Genomic DNA, 17361 nt, shown 5'->3' with positions numbered 1-17361 from the left:
ATAATGAAAAAATGATTGTAATTTATCTAGCATTTTAATAAAAAATACTATAAAATATAAGTGTAATAATACACATTTTGTATTATTACTACTCTTTTGGGAGTATGTTTATTAATTTAGGTAGGAGAATCTGATGCGATTAAAAAACTTAGTATTAATTAATGTAGTACCTGTATTATCCATTCATTTATTAGTGGTGTTGCTCAAAAATTTAGGGAATGCAAGAGAGTTGTCGACATTACAGTCAGAAATTATATTATTTACGCCGATAGTATTATTGGTAATCAACTATAAAATAGAATCTGAAAGAAGAGGGAGATATTTTTTTAATAACTTTCTTTTCATTATAATAAGCTGTGGTGTTGGACTTGCTATTTACTTTTTGGATCTTGGATTTACATATAGAGATTGGGGTCCATATTATCCTAAAGACTTTATGCTAGAAGGGATAGGTGCACTTTTATATATGAGCAGTATAGTTCAGTGTCTAGTTGGTGGTTTGGTATGTTCAACTATATTATTCATTAAAAATATGAGTGCCAAAAGAAATGAGTTAGTAAAAAGGTAATAAAGAACTTAGGTTAGGTGATTATCCGAACTGATGGTACTGGTGATATTATACGAATGATCAATTAATACATATATGCTGTTATTGTAGTAAAATATGGAGGTATATAACTTGCAAATTATATTATGAGTACATATTAAGAAAGCTATTTAGTATGGCGCTTTAAGTTTTAATTTCAACAATAAGATTAAATATGTACTTGTGTGAGAAGCTATTAATAATTGATTCTAACACAGGCAATATAAGGAGTGATTCTACTATGAAAAACGTACATTTCGTTGCTTCTTGGAGTGGTGGAAAAGATTCGGCGATGGCATATTATCGAGCACTGCAATTAGGAATGATTCCGAAGAAAATATTAACAATGTTTGAGGAAGATGGGGAGATTTCTAAGTCTCATGCAGTTCCTTTAGAAGTTGTACAAGCACAAGTGGATAAATTAGGGGTACCCCTTTTAACTAAACCTGCAAGTTGGAGTTCTTACGAGAAACAATTTATAGATGCGATGGATGCATGTCGGGCTAAAGGGATTACACACGGCGTGTTCGGTGATATTGATCTGGAAGGTCATTTGGAGTGGGTCAAAACAACATGTGCGAAATCGGATATTATAGCAGTCCATCCATTATGGAAAATGTCGCGAAAATCTGTGGTAGAGGAACTGTTAGAAGCTGGTTTTGAGTCGTGGATTATTGTAGTGAATACGACTATGATGCCTGCTTCTTATGTTGGGAAAAGATTAACAAAAGAATTAGTAGAGGAACTAGAAGCAGCAGGCATTGATGCGTGTGGCGAGAATGGGGAATTTCACACGATTGTAGTTGATGGACCTATTTTCTCTGAGCGTGTTCCTATCTCTATTTCTGCTCCTGTAGAAAAAGGGCATTATGTTTTCTCGCCAGTTTCATTAGAAGAAAAATGAAAGAAGGACCGCATGGAAGTAGTGCGGTCTTTTTAGTTTCTTCACATTGTCTATAAAGTAAAATACACTTGTTGAGTTTGTTACTATTTTTTCTTATTTGAAAGTATATAAACGCATACAAGTATAAGCGCAATGATTGAAGTGATTATAGAATATCTAAAAATATTAAAGAAAAACTCTGGATAAGGTGTTACAACAAATGAAGTCATCCCCTCTATATCAGTTATACTTTTTTCTATTTTCATAAAAACTACTAATAAGAAGAAAGAAATAACAAAAGAATATATCCCTGTTTTCACTAAGATTTTCTCCATATAAAAACCCCCTAATATGTAACGTACTTAGTTCAATAGGGGAAGTTGAACAAAATACGTTTAAGTTATTGTTTCTTTCGATTTTACTATACTTTACCATATTTATAAATATATCCTGTTCAATTAGACTGCTCCTCTAATTAAATAAGAAAAAAGAACCGTCTATACAGCGCATAGATCTTATATTGGGGAGATTTGATTTTAATCAAGCTGTATTGGTCTTAAATTCGTTATTAGGCTTGAAAGTAGAATTATTTTATATATTCATAGAAAAAAAGACTGAGCATTTTACAACTCAGTCTAGTAAATTACTATTATTTTCGTATTTTTTCAATCTCATCAGCAACAAACTGTACGTTTGTTCCAACGATTACTTTAATACTTTTTGGACCGACTACATTAATACCAGGAACACCAGTAGCCTTAATTTTCTTTTGATCCACAACATCCATGTTTTTCACTTCTACACGTAGGCGAGTTGCACAGTGGTCAACAGAAGTTACGTTTTTAGCGCCACCTAACGCATCGTAAATTTTAGATGCCATGTCTGAGAATTTATTACCTGATGTAGTGTCTCCAACTTCATCTATTTCTACATCTTCATCATCTTCTCTACCAGGTGTTTTCAAGTTGAATTTCACGATTAAGAATCGGAATAAGAAATAGTAAATGACTGCAAATACTAAACCTAGCCTACGCTAATGTACGGAAGTTTTTCATAGTTTTCGCTCCTTCTGCCTTAAATTATAGAATGAAAGGGACGATTTTACAATTTAGTAACTAGTCGAAGAATATTGATTAGGAATTTATCTACTAATCAATTTATGAAATGGTATTATTTACTATAATACCTTTATAATTTCATGGAATTACGGGAGGAAGACACATTGGAAGTCGCAATTTTAATCAGTATTATCATAATTTCTTTATTAGTTTATGGGCTTTTCATATATATAAAGTGGAAAAGAAAATTTAAATCTCAACAAAACGCTATGATAGCAGAGTTATTGATAGAGACAGGTAAATTTCATAAAGAGACTGCTGAATTGACTAGTCAGTATGTTGACCAAAGTAGAACCATTCAAATTAAAGAAGACTATGAGATGCTTTATTTAAAAGTAGAGAAATTAACAAAAGAGCTAATAGCTAGTAATCCTTCGATAGCTAGTTTTAAAAGCATTTATTCGGATATTTTTAATTGGAAAAAGGAGAAGAATCAAAATTTCTTAACGGCCGAAGCATATGCTATGAACGGTCGAGGACTTAACCACATTGTTTACGAAAACTCAATGAACCGTTTATCCAGTTTTGAAAGAACAATTCTTTTAATTTAATAAGTGAAGTGACGATGGCAAAGAGGTCACACCTGTTCCCATACCGAACACAGAAGTTAAGCTCTTTAGCGCCGATGGTAGTTGGGGGTTTTCCCCTGTGAAAGTAGGACGTCGCTTCGCAAATAGTAAACTACTGAGAAATCAGTGGTTTTTTTGTGTCTTGAATTTACACTTTAAGTGCAATACTGAAAGGGGGCTCATCAGAGCGGTATGGGACTACGGCTCATTTCTAAAAGTTGTCTTTTAAAATCAATTGATTTATTCTTTTTGTTTCCAATACTTAAGATTATAAGAAAAATTATTTAAAATTTCGTAATTATCTTTTTATTTTTAGTTGTTTCTTGTATTAGGAGAATTAATTTGGTATTATTTAGTTGTAATTACAAATAGTTTGTAAATGATTTTTTTGTAAAATATGTTTTTTTTATTTTAAGGAGGTGAGAAAATGAATAACAATGTGAATAAAAAGGATCAGAACAGTATTCATGAAGAAGAGACATTATCTTTTGAAGTATATGAAGTAGATGCTAGTACTTTACTTGAAGATATGGGGGCTTCAATTTCAACAAGAAATTGCAGTTCAATAGTAACAGGAACTCCAGGAACTAACTAAATAAAAAATTAAATTTGCGACCAAAGGTTAACTTTTGGTCGCAAATTTAATTTTTGCACATTTATAAAAAGAGAGGTTATGTTTATGAGGGAAATTTCAGAAGACTTTGTAATTAGAAACTCTACATTAAAAAAAAATATAATAACTGAATTGTATACTTCGGAAGATTTAAATGAATTTATAAAGAAAAATCTTAAAGACGATTCTATCAATGAAAGACTTTACGTCTCAAATCAACAATTGTTAAATACAAAGTCTAAATCAGACAAATTGGATTTAACATTAGCTAAGTATATTCTGAGAATGGGATTTAGAACAACACCTTTTGGATTATTTAGTTCTTATAGCATGAATAACAAAGTAATAAATGAAGATAAAAAAAGTATAACTTTATCAATAGATTGGTTAGAAAAATTAATTGAAATAGTAGAAAAACAAACTTTAAATATAAAAAATTATAGGTTGTTTTTATGTATGACTTATAAAAAAATTGATGATCATATTTATTTTTATGGATTTAAAGACAGGAAAAAAATCGTATTCAAATTTAAATATACTAATATAAATATGGATTTAATATTGAAATTAGAAAACTCTATTGATATAAATTTTGATGAGTTATCTGATATAGAAAAAAAAATTATTTTATTATATTTAGACAACAAAATAATACGAACAGAATTATTTACATTAAGTAATGAAATACTAACACTAAGAACTTTAGCAGATATTGTAGAATTTACAGACCCAAATCTTTCAAGTAACTTAAATAAATTATACGAATTAATAACAAAATATTCTTATACCAAGGTTGGAGAAGGTTTGAGTTTATATAAACAAATAATTGAAATTATGGAATTTATAGTACTGGGTGATACTAGGAAATATTTGAACATATATTATTTAGAAAAAACTCCTAATTATCTTAGCGATATAATGAAAAATATAAATTTTAATGAATTAATGAAGGCCTTAGAATTAAAGGTCTTGTTGGAGATAAATACAAGTCAAAAAGTTATGGATGAAATCATATTGGATTTCACAGAAAAATATGGTTTATATCATGATGTTCAATTAACTGAATATATAAAAGAAATTGAAATAGAGCGGCTACTAACAGAACATATATATATAGAAGAAAATAGAAAAAATAATTTATTGGATCAGTTAATTAGGGTACATCACAATAAAGAAGTTATAAATTTAAATGAAAATGATTTGAAATTTATTTTTGGAAATAACAGTGAAATTAATTTGAATAATTACGGTTTGAACGGATTTGATTTTAGCGTTCATACCATAATTAAGGAAAATAAACCTTTCCAACTTAGTTTCTATAACGGGCTAATAAGTAAAAGTATGAAAAGTAGCTATGCCAAAATAAGTGATTTGAAGAATTTTAACAATAATAAATATAATATGAAAGAATCTACTTTAAGACTACCTGTAGAAATTAGAACTAATGAAAATAAGGATATATCTCATTATTTTATAAACGAAAGTATAGCAATTACAGATGTAGCTATAAAAGAAAATAATATTCCTCTGTCTGATTTGTTTATAGGTATTGATGAAAAGGGAATATATTTAAAATCTAAGTTACTAAATAAAAAAATAGTACCATATTTTCTAGATTTGTATAACATACTCTTTTTTAATGAGAAGCCAATATCCAAATTTTTATATTTATATTCTGATTATGTAAATAAAAATTTCTCTTTAAATACGTATACTGAAAATAACTTCACTCCCAGAATAATGTATAATAACATAATATTGATGGAAAAAACGTGGAGAATTTTTAAATTTGAATATAAATACTTAAACATTAAAATGGATTTTGAAAATTTTAAATATTTTATAGATGAAAAATGTATTCAATTTCACTTACCTGAATATTTATTAATAAATCAATATTCTAATATGCTCCCTTTAAAAAAAGGGACTATATTATTTTATAAAATTTTGTATGAACACTTTAATAATCCTAAAGTAAATTATCTAGAACTGGTGGATGGAAGTGAATATTTATGTAATGGAAAAATAAAGAATCACGAACTTGTTTTTTCTGTGTTACCTACAGATAACTATCAGAAACTTGCAAGCTTTGAAGTAGAAGAAATTAAATTCATTAATAAGAAAGTAGATTTTAATACTTCTTACTATTCAATTCTATATAATTATTTTTCATATGAAGAAATAGTCTTACCAATATTAGATTTGTTATATAAATATAAAGCTCAAGGGGTTTTCTTTATTAATTATAAAAAAAATCATGTACCTGAATTAAGAGTGCGTTTTAAGACAGATGCTTTAATAACTTCATATTTGGAAGAAAAATTAAATGATATGTTAACACAGCAGCAGTTAATTATTTCGTATTCTAAAGAGTTGCATTTCCCAGAATATAGCAGGTATTTTGGTGAAAATGGCTATCCAACCGTAAGACGTTATTTTGAATATGATACTAATAGGTTTTATATAACAAATACAGAATCTAAAACCTTATATGGAGATGAAAAGATTTTTAATTTAGTAAAGATGAGTTTGAGGATTTTTGTGAATTTATGTAATGATTATGAAGAATTTACAGCCTATCTTTCAACATTTTATTCTAAAAATCATAAAAACTATTTGTTTTATAAGAAAAATCGAGATTTGTTTAAAGCAATTTCACATGAAATTTTTAACGAACAATTTAATAGAAACCTGAAAAATGATGAGAAAATTTACTTAGATCCTATAAAAAAATTAATTGACGAAAGTAATAATAAAGATAAAAATTCCTATCTTATAAAAAGTATACATCATATGATGTTTAATAGAAATTTTGGGATAAATAGGTTAGTTGAAGATCAGGTATTTGAAATCTCCTATTATTGTTTTAAAAATTTAAAAAGACAATTCGAGAATAATAGATGAGGGGGGAGAAATAATGAAACAAACATTAACTATTTATTTAAATGTCAACGAAATGGCACATGAATTAAAGCAACAATTATTGGATTTACTAAAGAATGACAATATACACATAAAAAAGGGATGGGAAAATGGCACTCACCTAGTCTTATATGGATTTAGTGCTGACGAATTAAAAAAAGTGAAAGAAAGATTATCTAATATTTTGGAAAAATATCCAACGAAATTATATGATGTTGATAATTATAAAAAAGTATATTCAAAGGTTAATGAAAAATTTTATCAAAATAAATATGATTTATCAAATATATATCAAAATACAATAATAGAAAGAAATCATATACCATTGTCTAATTTAGAAAATATTAATCAGAAGAAATTATATTTACGGATAGATAAAAAGTTAGATAATTTATTTGCTGAATTTTATTTTAAGCCGAAAGTATTATTGGAAATACTAGAATTACTACTTGATTTTACTTTGAAATTTGATGAATTTTGGAAAGAAAATTATAGTTATAGTTTGAAACTTTTTAACCCTTATGTATCTCATCTTTCACATTTTACGGGTTTTGTAAATTCGTTAAATGAAATGGAGAGTGATATTATTTATAATGAATTTGAAGAAAGGCATGATTACAATGGAAATTACATCCCCAAGAGAAATGAATTATTTAACTCATTTTTAGAAATTTTTAGTATGGTTGAAGAGATGATCATTAATAAAGAAATTAACTTCTTTTCGCCCTATAAATTGGAAGTAATATTAGAAGGAATAGACAATGAAAATCTAGCCTTAGGACACGCAAAGATATATAACAATCCACAACTCATAAATGAAATGAACGTTAATACCCCATTGATAGTTAATAAATGGTTCTTAAACATACTTTATGAAAAATTATTACTAATGAATATAAATGTAAAAGATAAATATTATTTAAACTATAGTATTTCAATGACATATTATGGAAATATACTTAGGGGACGATTAGATGGGGTTAGATAATTCATTATATATTTTGGATTTAGAAAATAACTTTATTATAAGTGTTAAAGAAAAAAATTATAAACTAATATTAAATAACATTCAAAAAGCAGAAGTATATAACCTTATAGACATACTAAACAACAAAGATGATACCTTAATTCTTGAAAGTTTATCGAAATTCCAAAATGATATGTATAATTTTTTTGTTAATAAAGAAATATATGTAAAAGAGAATTCAAATTCTGAAGAAATAAAAATACAAAAGATTGTAGGTCCGGAAATTTTTATAAATAAATTTTATGAGAACTATTTATCCCATATGCCTAATTGGAGAAAAATAAACAATTGTTTAGAGAATAGGGGAAACAAAGAATATGAAAGTGCCATTTCGGTATACATAAATAATGAGTATATATTAGTGTCAAACGGAAATTTAAATATAAACAATTTTGTAGATTCAACGAAGGAAAAATTTATAAATGAATATGCTGCTGCTGTAGTTTATAATAGCATAAAAAATAATAATTTAATGAATTATATTAGTAGCTATTTAATTAAAATTGATCTAAAAGATTTTGATAATAAGCAAGAATTATTAGAATTCGAAAATATTAGTTACTTTAATTTTGAGAATAGTTTTCTTGATTTAGAGATTTTCTCTGGGTATTATTTTGAGTTAAATTATCAAGATTATTACCCGTTTATTTCTATAGAAATTAATAATCAACAAAAGATTAGAGAAGCTATTATTTTGGGTTTTGATAAGAATGATGTATTAAATAATACTATTAAATTTATTAATGATAATCAATTAATTAAAGGGGAATTTGAAAATGTACTAAATATTAAAGAATATATTCCTGAAATTTATAAAAATGGAGATGAAATAATGAATTCATTTTTTGGAAAATTAATTCCAGTATATTTCCCTAAAATGAAAAGCTGTATTTTTAATAATTTAAAGGTTCGAATTATAAGCAAAGATGAAGAAGAATATGAATGTTCACTTTCGGAGGTTACTTTTAATTTGAGTAAATATCTTTGAACTTAGAAAAGGGTGAATTACGTGTATAATATAAGTGATGTTTATATAAGATTAGAAGTGAATATAAAAAATCAATTTAATATATTCAAAAATTCCATAATAAAGAAGATTTTTTCAGAAAAAATAGAAATACTAGAGTACAAACTGCCATCTGATTTATTGAAAATAGTATCCTTTATTAATCTGTATAACGAGAACATTCAGGAAGTTCTGCTTGAAGAAGAAAGTATGCTAATCATTTATAAAATTAATAATACTCAAAATAATAGCCCCGCAGGTAATAGGATTATTAAAAACCATAATATCCATAAACTGGAGAACTTAATTGAATGCACTTCTGATAGGCTAATTTACAGATACGATGATAAAAATAATATTTATCAAATATGTAGTAGATTTGATAAAAATTTAAATTCTTTTGGAATAGGAAATAGAAAACGAGATTCTTTGCAATTAGCACTACTCGAATATATTGAAAGAATGGCGACCGCGATAAAACCAAAAGATGTAATAATTAATAATTATGAGAATTTAAAGAAAATATATTCAATAGTAAATCCCGAAAGTCTAGGTGTATATGATCCTGAAATTTCAAAAAAAAAAAATCTATACATGTATTCGAAATCTTTAGAACTAGAGTGGGTTTTTGCGCTTTCTTTAAATAATAACAAAACTACTCTTATCCCTTTACAATGCGCATATCATCATGTGAAAGATGTGGTTAATCGTTATGTATATGAAAATTCTAATGGGTGTGCATTAGGTAATACATTTAATGAGGCTTTATTATATGGCTTGTTAGAATCTATCGAGAGAATAGTTTTTATAAATTATTGGTTTAATGATGGCATTGGTAGTGGAATAGGGGACTATTTTCTTTTGAAATCTTTTGAAACCTATAAAATTTGTCTAGCACAATATAATTTTAGCTTGAAATTTGTAGAGTTAAATAATAATTACGGAGTCAATGTTACATGGTGCATTATCTATGATAATAATTATAATTCTTTTACGGGACTAGGATGCTCATTTAATATATTAAATAGTATGAAATCAGCATTTAAAGAAGCATTTGGGGCGTATAATACTGCTACAAATTTTAAAAATACAGATTTACAAATTAAGAATTTAGACAATATTGATGATCATATAATTTTTTTTCATACCTCTAAGGGTAGAAATATGATGAAAAAGAAATTAGCGGGGATTGTAATTTCAAATAGTTATAATAAAAAAATTTTTACAGGTAATAAGCTAGAAGAACAAATAGCCCACTTACAAAAACAGATTCTTAAAGATTTCAAAGATGTATTAATTGTAAATTTGTCTGATTCCTTACTTTCTAGGATTAATTTTACATGCGTTAAAATAATTGTAGTAGGTTCACCTTTATTAGATTTCACAACTGAATTTATTCGTTATAACGGCACGAAAATAAATGATGCAAATAAAAGGTTGATGAACAATATACATCCTTTAGCCTAATTAGTTAAGATAAAGGATTCTTCGTAAAAAATTGAGCATAAAAAACGGAATGACAATAATTATGGCACAAGAGAAATCAGGAAAGAATTGAGAAAAAGGTCTTACAGTCAGTATTTCAGTCCCCACTAAGTACATTGGCGAAAAAGTCGGAAGTCAAATACATGACTATCAATTATGGATTTATTATAACATGGCATATATTGCACAACATTCAATATAGAACCGAGAATTAAGTATTCGTCCTTAGGATTATAAAGAAATATAAGCTAATAATTATTGATGAGATTAGTTGTTTACTGGTTGATTCGAAGGATACAAAACTCTTCTTTTAGCTCATCTATATGCGTTATGAAAAACGTAGTACCATTTTCAAAGCAAACGTTAACTTCAAATCCTATCATTTGAAAATCACCTAGCTCCTGAAGATGAGTAATATCGTACACTATAAAGTGCGTATTTTTGTATATAGATTTGTTGATATTTGTAATACGTATTGAAAAATATTATTTAGGACTCAAAAATAGCGTGGGATATTGATGTGCCAACATCTATAAAGGGAGAGATGTACATGGCTTTTTTATATGATATAAAAGATTATTTTGTAGAAATGGAAGCATATTTAAATTTAAAATATTATTATTCTCAAGCTCACGAATTCCAGACTTATAAAAGGTTACAAATTAGTAATATTGCAAAAGAGTGGTATTGTAAGGAAGGCATTATTAAAGAGATACTTAAATTAAATAGTTATATAAAAATCAATAAATATAACAAGTATATACTTCATAAAAGCTACCCATCACCAAGAGCTATATATCCTTTAAATGTTCAGATTTATAGCGGAGGTTACTATTTTAATATAGACGATTTGAGCGGAGAAATATTCAAGCAGATAGTTTATCAAAATAATTCCAAAGTTTATTATAATGAAATGGATATCATAATCTCTTTAAAAGATTATAATAAATATCCGGAATATTACGATAAAATCAAGAAATCCTTATTATTGCTAGAAGTCGGTCATTTAATTTACAATATTATTCTTAAAACAAAGGTGATGGGGGTTTTTTATGAATTATCAGAAATTGAAGAAGATAAAGTTATTCTAAGAAAATCAACCAATATCCTTAAAGAAGACCTAAAAAAAAGTGAAGAAATGAAAATACTAGATAAACTATTTCTTAATAGAACAAGTGGACCACAAAGACCTTCTTTGTTTTTAAAATCAAGTTTTATAAATAACTCGTTTTCAAAAGAGGAGTGTGTTTATGTTAAAAACAGTTTATTGGGTATTGAAAATGAGATTATAACAATTAAATTAACAAGAAGTGGGGATTCTTTTTTTTATAATACTGTTAAATTCCATTATACAGAAATTAATAGTTTGAATTATACAGTAAATTTTAAATATGTAAATGAACTGTATATATTCCTTTTCAACAAAAAATTTTTAAATGCCGATCTAAGTAGTCAAATTATAAATATAGGGTCTATTTGTCAAGAAAAAATCCTTATGGGTACAGCAGAAGGATATAATTCTAGACCCTTAAAGTCATTTAATATGATTGAAACAGAGAAATTTGTTAAGGGGTTGGGTTTTATAGAGTATATTCCTCATTATTTTTTGGTGAATTTCCAAAAATAAATTCATTTAGATTGTGGTCCCATCACATACCTATTATGCTAAAAACGGAAAATGCTAGATTTGAATACTTTCTACGGACTAACTAACCAAGGCACGAAAAATAGAAATGCCAAATAAGCCCCAAAAAAGTATTTTTTGGCTAGGCAGCTTGTCCATGCTTCACCCTCGTTTTATACACAATGCCTAAAATATAAAAAACCGTCATCTTTTTAGAACTATAATACTTAAGACTATTCTTTGAGAGCAGCTGATACAAGCGATGCGGAATTTTTATAAGTTTTTATGCCCCAGTTACTAGAATGTCGACACTAAACTGGATAAAATTATAAAGGTTGTTGCTTGAATTCCATGGGCGTTAGATAGCCCAGTGTTTCGTGAATTCGAATGTTGTTGAAACAGTGTACGTAATCGCTTAGTTCAAGGATGAGCTGCTCAAGAGAGGTGAAGTGAGCTTGATTAGCGAATTCTGTTTTAAATACCTTGAATGTAGCTTCAGCTCACGTTCTATCGTAAGGGCACTTTTTTATGCTCAGTGATCGTTGGATGCCAAATATTTCAAATTCTTCAGAAATCAGTTTATTATCAAACTCTTTCCCTCGGCCTGCGATTAAATAGGTCAACAAATAAGCATACATAGTGCAACTTTATATGACATCAGGCGGCTCTTCTTGCTCAAACTGATGCTGCAATTCAACTCGATTTATGTGGCTTAAATTGCGCCACTGTATAGTTTGAAACGAACCTAAGATTTTCATTAAGTGGCGAGTTCGACGACGAGAAACTAATTTTGGTTCAACTAATCTTGCTAATTCTTTCTTATATTTATGGGTACCATAATTATTGCGGAATGCCTTAAATATACGCTCGATTTCCTTTGAAATCGCTGTATATTAAGCCTTTCGTACACTTTATTACGAACCACATTTATTTTCTTCTATGATCAGCGCTGCTTGCTTTAAAATGTCGTTCTCCATTATAAACCGTACTCCGTCCAATCCCAAATTCCTTCGCAATATCCGTGGCACTTTCATATAATTTCACAATACGTCTTTTCGTATCTGGATCTACGGCCGGACGACCACCCCCCTCTGTTAGGATAGATGTCGTACCGAGCTTACGTGGTATAGTAGAGTGTAAGCGTCAAATAGCGCCCACCTGTTTTCCAGGGGACGCTATTGTTATGCTATCTATGTAGTTCGTTTAGGTACGTGGCAGTTGGTCGGAATTGCATCTGACCAAGGCATCAAAGCATCTAACGCTGCTTCATCCGTTAAATCAATTAACGGTAATTGCTCCAAAACATACGTTAAATATTTCAATGGATCCAGCTCATTTTCTTTTGCTGTTTCTACAATACTATAGATAATCGCGCTGGCTGTTTAGTGCAAAATAAAAAGGGAGCATTATGCAACGGGAAATTGCAGCAGCTATGCTTCCTTTTAAGCGCAAAAAAATATCATTGAAGGCACCCTTCAAATCTACTAACAATGATACAAGTTCATCATATCTGGTTATGGCATTATAAGAATGTAAGTTATGGCGGTTAATTTATGTATGAAAAAACCACTTGCCAACAATCCCCAATAAAAGTAAACTCCTCGTTGGACCAACAACGTTTAACAGGAGGGATTGGAGATGTTAGAAGTGGTAGAAATCCATTATATCAGTCATGAAGTAAACCAAAAAGGCGAAACTTATGCGGAAGTGGCACGACAGGTGCAGCACGATCCACCTACGGTAAAGAAATATGCCAACCAACAGGAATTTCCTCAAAAACAGAAGCAAACGAGAAAAGCACCGGTTATGGATCGAGTGAAGCCAATCTTAGATGAATGGATTCGCGAAGATTTAAAAATGAAAAAGAAGTATCAACGAACAGCGCAGCGTATGTTTAATCAGCTAGTACAGGAGCATAACTTTGAAGGAAAGGCGCGTACCGTTCGCGAATACGTTTCAAAAAGGAAAAGAGAGATTACAGCAGAAGCTGAAGGCGCAACATTACCTTTGGAAACGATCCGTGGAACAGCACAAGTTGATTTTGGGAAGGCGCCATTCAAATACTTAAATGAAATCATTGAATTACCTTTCTTGGTGATGTCATTTCCACACGCAAATACCTTTTATTTTCAAGTATTTCCTTCGGAAAATACTGAGTGCTTACTTGAAGGCTTACAACGTATATTTCAGCATATGGGTAGCGTACCGAAAACTATTCGCTATGATAATTTGAAGCCCGCTGTGAAAAAGATTTTCGCAAAAGGTGAACGCGAATTAACGGATATGTTTGAACGGTTTGTGTTGCACCATGGCTTTGAATATGAATTCTGTAATCCAGCACAAGGAAACGAGAAGGGTCACGTTGAGGATATGGTGAAATATGTGCGAAATAACTTTTTATTGCCAAATCCATCATATCAAATTTTTATATGACGAGAAAGGTTATTCCTTACGGAAAATTGCAGGAGAAACGGGACATGATTTTATGATTTCCGAGCTAATGATTGCGGATAAAAAAGCCATGAAGCCATTACCGCAACAATCGTTTGAAGTACAAAGAGTTATTCAGTAAAAAGCAAATGGCTATGGCAAAGTACAAATCGAGACGAATTTATATTCAACGACACCCGCCGCATATGCCTCTGAAAAAGTTTGGGTAAAAATGACACATTGTAGCGTTTCTATACTAAATGAAGATTATGAAGAAATTATTCGTCACCCAAGACTCTATGGAACAGGCTTAGAATCGATGAAATGGACACCTTATTTAAACTTAATTGCGAAAAAGCCAAAATCCTTAAAACAAACGATATTTTATCAGGAATTACCGGATCCTTGGAAAGACTTTATAAAAGAACAAGTGAAGCCGAGACCGGCTATTGAATTATTAGCAGACTTTATGAAGCAAGAAGAAAATTTAGAGCGTGCAACATAAGCGTTAACAACTACCCTTCAGCTCGGTTTAAAGGACTTCGATAGTATACGATTATAAAGGAAAAACTTAAAGTAATAAAAAATCCTGCCTATCAATTTAGATAAGTAGGATGTATTTCTCTTATATTAGATTAAATAAGTGTTTCGCTCGAATTATTCGGATAATAGAGCTCTTTACGAAGACATACATCTTTATGACGTAATTCTTCTCCTTTAAAACGAAGCCAAATTTCATCATCTGCCATGACACCATGTGTTTTACGCACAATGCCCCAGCGATTATATGCTTGCATACCCAGACTTTTAAGAAGCTCATCTGCATTGGCCCGTGTTGGTGGGAACGTACGCCATTTGAGCCATTTTTCAAGCTCCTCTAGTGTAATATGCCCCTCCATATTCGGTGAAAACTGCTTGTTAAAGTCATCAATATAGTTAACAACATAAGGCGTTCCACCATTTGCAGGCTTTAAATCGACTGTTGCAATGATGTCATTCATCCACATGACATCAAACTTCATATAATCAATCATGTGTTTCACTTCCTTCCATGAAGAGATGTTTAAAGATCGGATCAATCAACTGTGATAGGAGTACTTGCTTAGCACGCCCGAAATCAATCGTACTTGATTCGATAGCTTCTAAAAGTGCTTGTTTTTTGAGAAAGGCTGGTCCTGTATAAAGGGCAAGCTGCTTTGAAAAGCTTGAGTTGAATGGTTTTGCTTTCACTTTACGCTTTAAAATCGTGTGAATAACAGCCAAGTGACTTTTCACCATCTGGGAGAATGATTTCACAAGGATGATACATGACATAATCCGTTTCTTGTAACGTAGAGTGAGCCATTACAAGTGAAGCAAGTACTTCTGCTTGCCCTTCGTAGCCCCTTGTATTTTGTTTTCCCCATTTGTCACCAACACGCCATTTCGATTGGTCGCCTTTACTAGATGTACTAATAATTCGTACAGTATCGGCAGGTATATGAATGGTTTCCATGACTCTCACGTCCAATTAGTTTGAGTTATTATTTAGAGAGTTGGAGGTCTTTTCATTACAGAGCGGCTTAGACGAATAGAGAGATGTGTTATCTATCTCTTATTTGTTTCGTAAATTCTCACAGGGAAATAGAGTCAATGAAATTAACATATTTCTTTTAATCCAAGACACTTAAATATAAATTTAAAGAACGTTCAACTTCTTGGCTAACAAGGGTGATAAAGTCAGTGAAATCATTCTGTGCGATTGCTTTATCCAGTGCTTCGTAGTAAGCTAAGCGGTTTTCCACACGGATAATGACAGGTGGATAGCCTTCTTTCATTAATTCAAGGTTTAATAGTAAGCGAGATGTTCGTCCATTACCATCAATAAATGGATGAATACCAACAAAGATCGCATGTAACATCGCCCCACGAGCAACTGGATGTAAGGATATAGCCCCTGTTACATACCACTGCATTAAACGGTCCATTTCTTCTTGAATAAGATAATGAGCAGGTGGTGTGTGTGTCGCCCCCGCGATTAATACCTGCTGATCACGATAAACCCCAGCGTATTGGTCATCAATGCCTTTTAACACAAGACGATGCAAGTTTTTAATTTGCCACTGTGACAACGGGTCTTCTTTTCGGACAATTTCTTCAACGAAACTAATGGCGTCGCGATGGTTAATAACTTCCAAATGTTCACGCATTGTTTTCCCGCCAACTGTAATACCTTCTAGCACAACTTTTGTTTCTTGCATTGTTAATGTATTGCCTTCAATGGCATTTGAGTTATAGGTCCAATCCAATAAAAGCTTTTCTTCCAAGCTTTTTAACGTATATTTAGGTAAAGGTCGTTTAGCATCTAGTAACGCCTTTTTTTGATCAATTTCAGTAAACATACAATCCCTCCAATCCTTGCATACAGATAAGTTACTTTATTATAACGATTTTTAAGGCTTGTGAGGACAATCGAATGAGTGATTGTTCATCTAATTCACATTTCACGAAGCCTGAAGTCAATAAACATAATATAATTACCAACTACTCTTTATGAGTTTCTTCTATTATATAGTGTTATAAACAGGGCTTCTCGCCATTTATCACCATTTGCTTCACTTCTTTAAACTTGGCAACTAGTTCCTCGCCACTAAAACCAGCTATGATTAATTCCTCTAATAAGTTCTCCGCAAAATCCGCATCGATTTTAATCACGGGTTTAATTACTAAATGCCTCTCATGTAATTCAATCGTTACTTCCTCACTGATACCTAGCGTGTCATAGTATTCTTTAGGAATCACTAAATGACGTTGCGCCGAAACTTTGATCGTTTTATTTTTTATATTTTCGTTATTCATCATGTATCAGTCCTTATATTTTATTTATGATTAGATATTTGTTATTAATTATAACCTATTACTATTTATTTATACATTATTTAATATCTAATTAGTATAATTTTTAAATAATATTGAATTATAAATTATTTATAATTTTAGAATGAACCTTTATTCAATAACAAAAAAGATTATGTTTTGGATTGTTATTCAAAACATGATCTTTTTTAATATTTAATTGTTTAAACAAGCATGGAGATACCATTTAATCAAATTAAGAC

The 17361-nt window shown here is 29.9% G+C and carries 19 protein-coding genes, 1 rRNA gene and 2 pseudogenes; 12 read left to right on the top strand and 10 right to left on the bottom strand.

Annotation, left to right across the window (positions count from 1 at the left end; genetic code table 11):
• Positions 1 to 133: 133 nt before the first annotated feature.
• Positions 134 to 568: a hypothetical protein gene (locus tag AMD00_RS05285; RefSeq protein WP_053416010.1), complete on the top strand. Its 435-nt coding sequence runs from the start codon at positions 134 to 136 to the stop codon at positions 566 to 568.
• A 259-nt stretch (positions 569 to 827) separates the two neighbouring features.
• Positions 828 to 1490 carry a Dph6-related ATP pyrophosphatase gene (locus AMD00_RS05280; protein WP_053416009.1) on the top strand — a complete coding sequence of 221 codons (663 nt, stop codon included), beginning with the start codon at positions 828 to 830 and terminating at the stop codon, positions 1488 to 1490.
• Between the two features lie 83 nt (positions 1491 to 1573).
• Here the strand turns inward: AMD00_RS05280 and AMD00_RS05275 are convergent, their stop codons facing one another.
• Positions 1574 to 1804: a hypothetical protein gene (locus AMD00_RS05275; protein ID WP_053416008.1), complete on the bottom strand. Its 231-nt coding sequence runs from the start codon at positions 1802 to 1804 to the stop codon at positions 1574 to 1576.
• Between the two features lie 314 nt (positions 1805 to 2118).
• Positions 2119 to 2493 (bottom strand): annotated as a pseudogene (locus AMD00_RS05270) (glucose PTS transporter subunit EIIB); the annotation flags it as partial.
• Between the two features lie 198 nt (positions 2494 to 2691).
• Between AMD00_RS05270 and AMD00_RS05265 the strand changes: the two are divergent.
• The 8 genes from AMD00_RS05265 to AMD00_RS05235 all read left to right on the top strand — a co-directional run bounded on the left by AMD00_RS05265 (position 2692) and on the right by AMD00_RS05235 (position 11836).
• A complete protein-coding gene (locus AMD00_RS05265; protein ID WP_053416006.1) occupies positions 2692 to 3138 on the top strand; it encodes a hypothetical protein in 447 nt (148 codons plus the stop codon).
• A 4-nt stretch (positions 3139 to 3142) separates the two neighbouring features.
• Positions 3143 to 3258, top strand: a 5S ribosomal RNA gene (gene rrf / locus AMD00_RS05260).
• 325 nt (positions 3259 to 3583) lie between these two features.
• Positions 3584 to 3751, top strand: a complete 168-nt coding sequence (locus tag AMD00_RS23135; RefSeq protein WP_157059177.1) for a hypothetical protein — start codon at positions 3584 to 3586, stop codon at positions 3749 to 3751.
• Positions 3752 to 3835: 84 nt separating this feature from the next.
• Positions 3836 to 6673, top strand: coding sequence for a thiopeptide-type bacteriocin biosynthesis protein (locus AMD00_RS05255; protein WP_053416005.1), 2838 nt, complete (start codon positions 3836 to 3838; stop codon positions 6671 to 6673).
• A gap of 13 nt (positions 6674 to 6686) precedes the next feature.
• Positions 6687 to 7679, top strand: coding sequence for a hypothetical protein (locus tag AMD00_RS05250; RefSeq protein ID WP_053416004.1), 993 nt, complete (start codon positions 6687 to 6689; stop codon positions 7677 to 7679).
• Entirely contained in the window at positions 7666 to 8706 is a 1041-nt protein-coding gene (locus AMD00_RS05245) for a hypothetical protein (protein WP_053416003.1), read from the top strand. The genes AMD00_RS05250 and AMD00_RS05245 overlap by 14 nt, the downstream gene beginning before the upstream one ends.
• A gap of 21 nt (positions 8707 to 8727) precedes the next feature.
• The gene (locus AMD00_RS05240; RefSeq protein WP_053416002.1) at positions 8728 to 10191 is read left to right on the top strand and encodes a YcaO-like family protein; all 1464 of its coding nucleotides are present in this window, start codon (positions 8728 to 8730) and stop codon (positions 10189 to 10191) included.
• A gap of 568 nt (positions 10192 to 10759) precedes the next feature.
• A complete protein-coding gene (locus AMD00_RS05235; protein WP_053416001.1) occupies positions 10760 to 11836 on the top strand; it encodes a hypothetical protein in 1077 nt (358 codons plus the stop codon).
• A gap of 323 nt (positions 11837 to 12159) precedes the next feature.
• On the opposite strand, the pseudogene AMD00_RS24295 reads toward AMD00_RS05235, so the two are convergent.
• From AMD00_RS24295 to AMD00_RS05230, 3 genes and pseudogenes are all read right to left on the bottom strand, one after another.
• Positions 12160 to 12318, bottom strand: a pseudogene (locus AMD00_RS24295) (IS3 family transposase); the annotation flags it as partial.
• A 442-nt stretch (positions 12319 to 12760) separates the two neighbouring features.
• The gene (locus AMD00_RS23900) at positions 12761 to 12934 is read right to left on the bottom strand and encodes a helix-turn-helix domain-containing protein (RefSeq protein ID WP_281173050.1); all 174 of its coding nucleotides are present in this window, start codon (positions 12932 to 12934) and stop codon (positions 12761 to 12763) included.
• An 89-nt stretch (positions 12935 to 13023) separates the two neighbouring features.
• A complete protein-coding gene (locus AMD00_RS05230; protein WP_281173049.1) occupies positions 13024 to 13191 on the bottom strand; it encodes a transposase domain-containing protein in 168 nt (55 codons plus the stop codon).
• Positions 13192 to 13471: 280 nt separating this feature from the next.
• Between AMD00_RS05230 and istA the strand changes: the two genes are divergently transcribed.
• Together istA and AMD00_RS05220 are read left to right on the top strand one after the other, a co-directional pair.
• Positions 13472 to 14266 (top strand): IS21 family transposase, encoded by a 795-nt coding sequence (istA, locus tag AMD00_RS05225; protein WP_053415999.1) that lies wholly within the window; start codon positions 13472 to 13474, stop codon positions 14264 to 14266.
• 166 nt (positions 14267 to 14432) lie between these two features.
• Positions 14433 to 14768, top strand: coding sequence for a hypothetical protein (locus AMD00_RS05220; RefSeq protein ID WP_407701119.1), 336 nt, complete (start codon positions 14433 to 14435; stop codon positions 14766 to 14768).
• A gap of 130 nt (positions 14769 to 14898) precedes the next feature.
• Here AMD00_RS05220 and AMD00_RS05215 read toward each other — a convergent pair whose 3' ends face one another.
• From AMD00_RS05215 to AMD00_RS05195, 5 genes are all read right to left on the bottom strand, one after another.
• The gene (locus tag AMD00_RS05215; protein WP_053415997.1) at positions 14899 to 15297 is read right to left on the bottom strand and encodes a hypothetical protein; all 399 of its coding nucleotides are present in this window, start codon (positions 15295 to 15297) and stop codon (positions 14899 to 14901) included.
• Entirely contained in the window at positions 15290 to 15526 is a 237-nt protein-coding gene (locus AMD00_RS23895; protein WP_053415996.1) for a hypothetical protein, read from the bottom strand. Before AMD00_RS23895 ends, AMD00_RS05215 begins: the two co-directional genes overlap by 8 nt.
• Positions 15495 to 15758, bottom strand: a complete 264-nt coding sequence (locus AMD00_RS23890) for a hypothetical protein (protein ID WP_053415995.1) — start codon at positions 15756 to 15758, stop codon at positions 15495 to 15497. The genes AMD00_RS23895 and AMD00_RS23890 overlap by 32 nt, the downstream gene beginning before the upstream one ends.
• A gap of 157 nt (positions 15759 to 15915) precedes the next feature.
• The gene (locus AMD00_RS05200) at positions 15916 to 16644 is read right to left on the bottom strand and encodes a Fic family protein (RefSeq protein WP_053415994.1); all 729 of its coding nucleotides are present in this window, start codon (positions 16642 to 16644) and stop codon (positions 15916 to 15918) included.
• A 175-nt stretch (positions 16645 to 16819) separates the two neighbouring features.
• Complete coding sequence (locus tag AMD00_RS05195) at positions 16820 to 17104, bottom strand: hypothetical protein (protein ID WP_053415993.1); 285 nt, start codon at positions 17102 to 17104, stop codon at positions 16820 to 16822.
• Between the last annotated feature and the right edge of the window lie 257 nt (positions 17105 to 17361).

Origin of the sequence: Viridibacillus arvi, from assembly GCF_001274945.1 — a bacterium.
Taxonomy (GTDB): domain Bacteria; phylum Bacillota; class Bacilli; order Bacillales_A; family Planococcaceae; genus Viridibacillus; species Viridibacillus arvi.
This window is presented reverse-complemented; position numbering and strand designations above follow the sequence as displayed.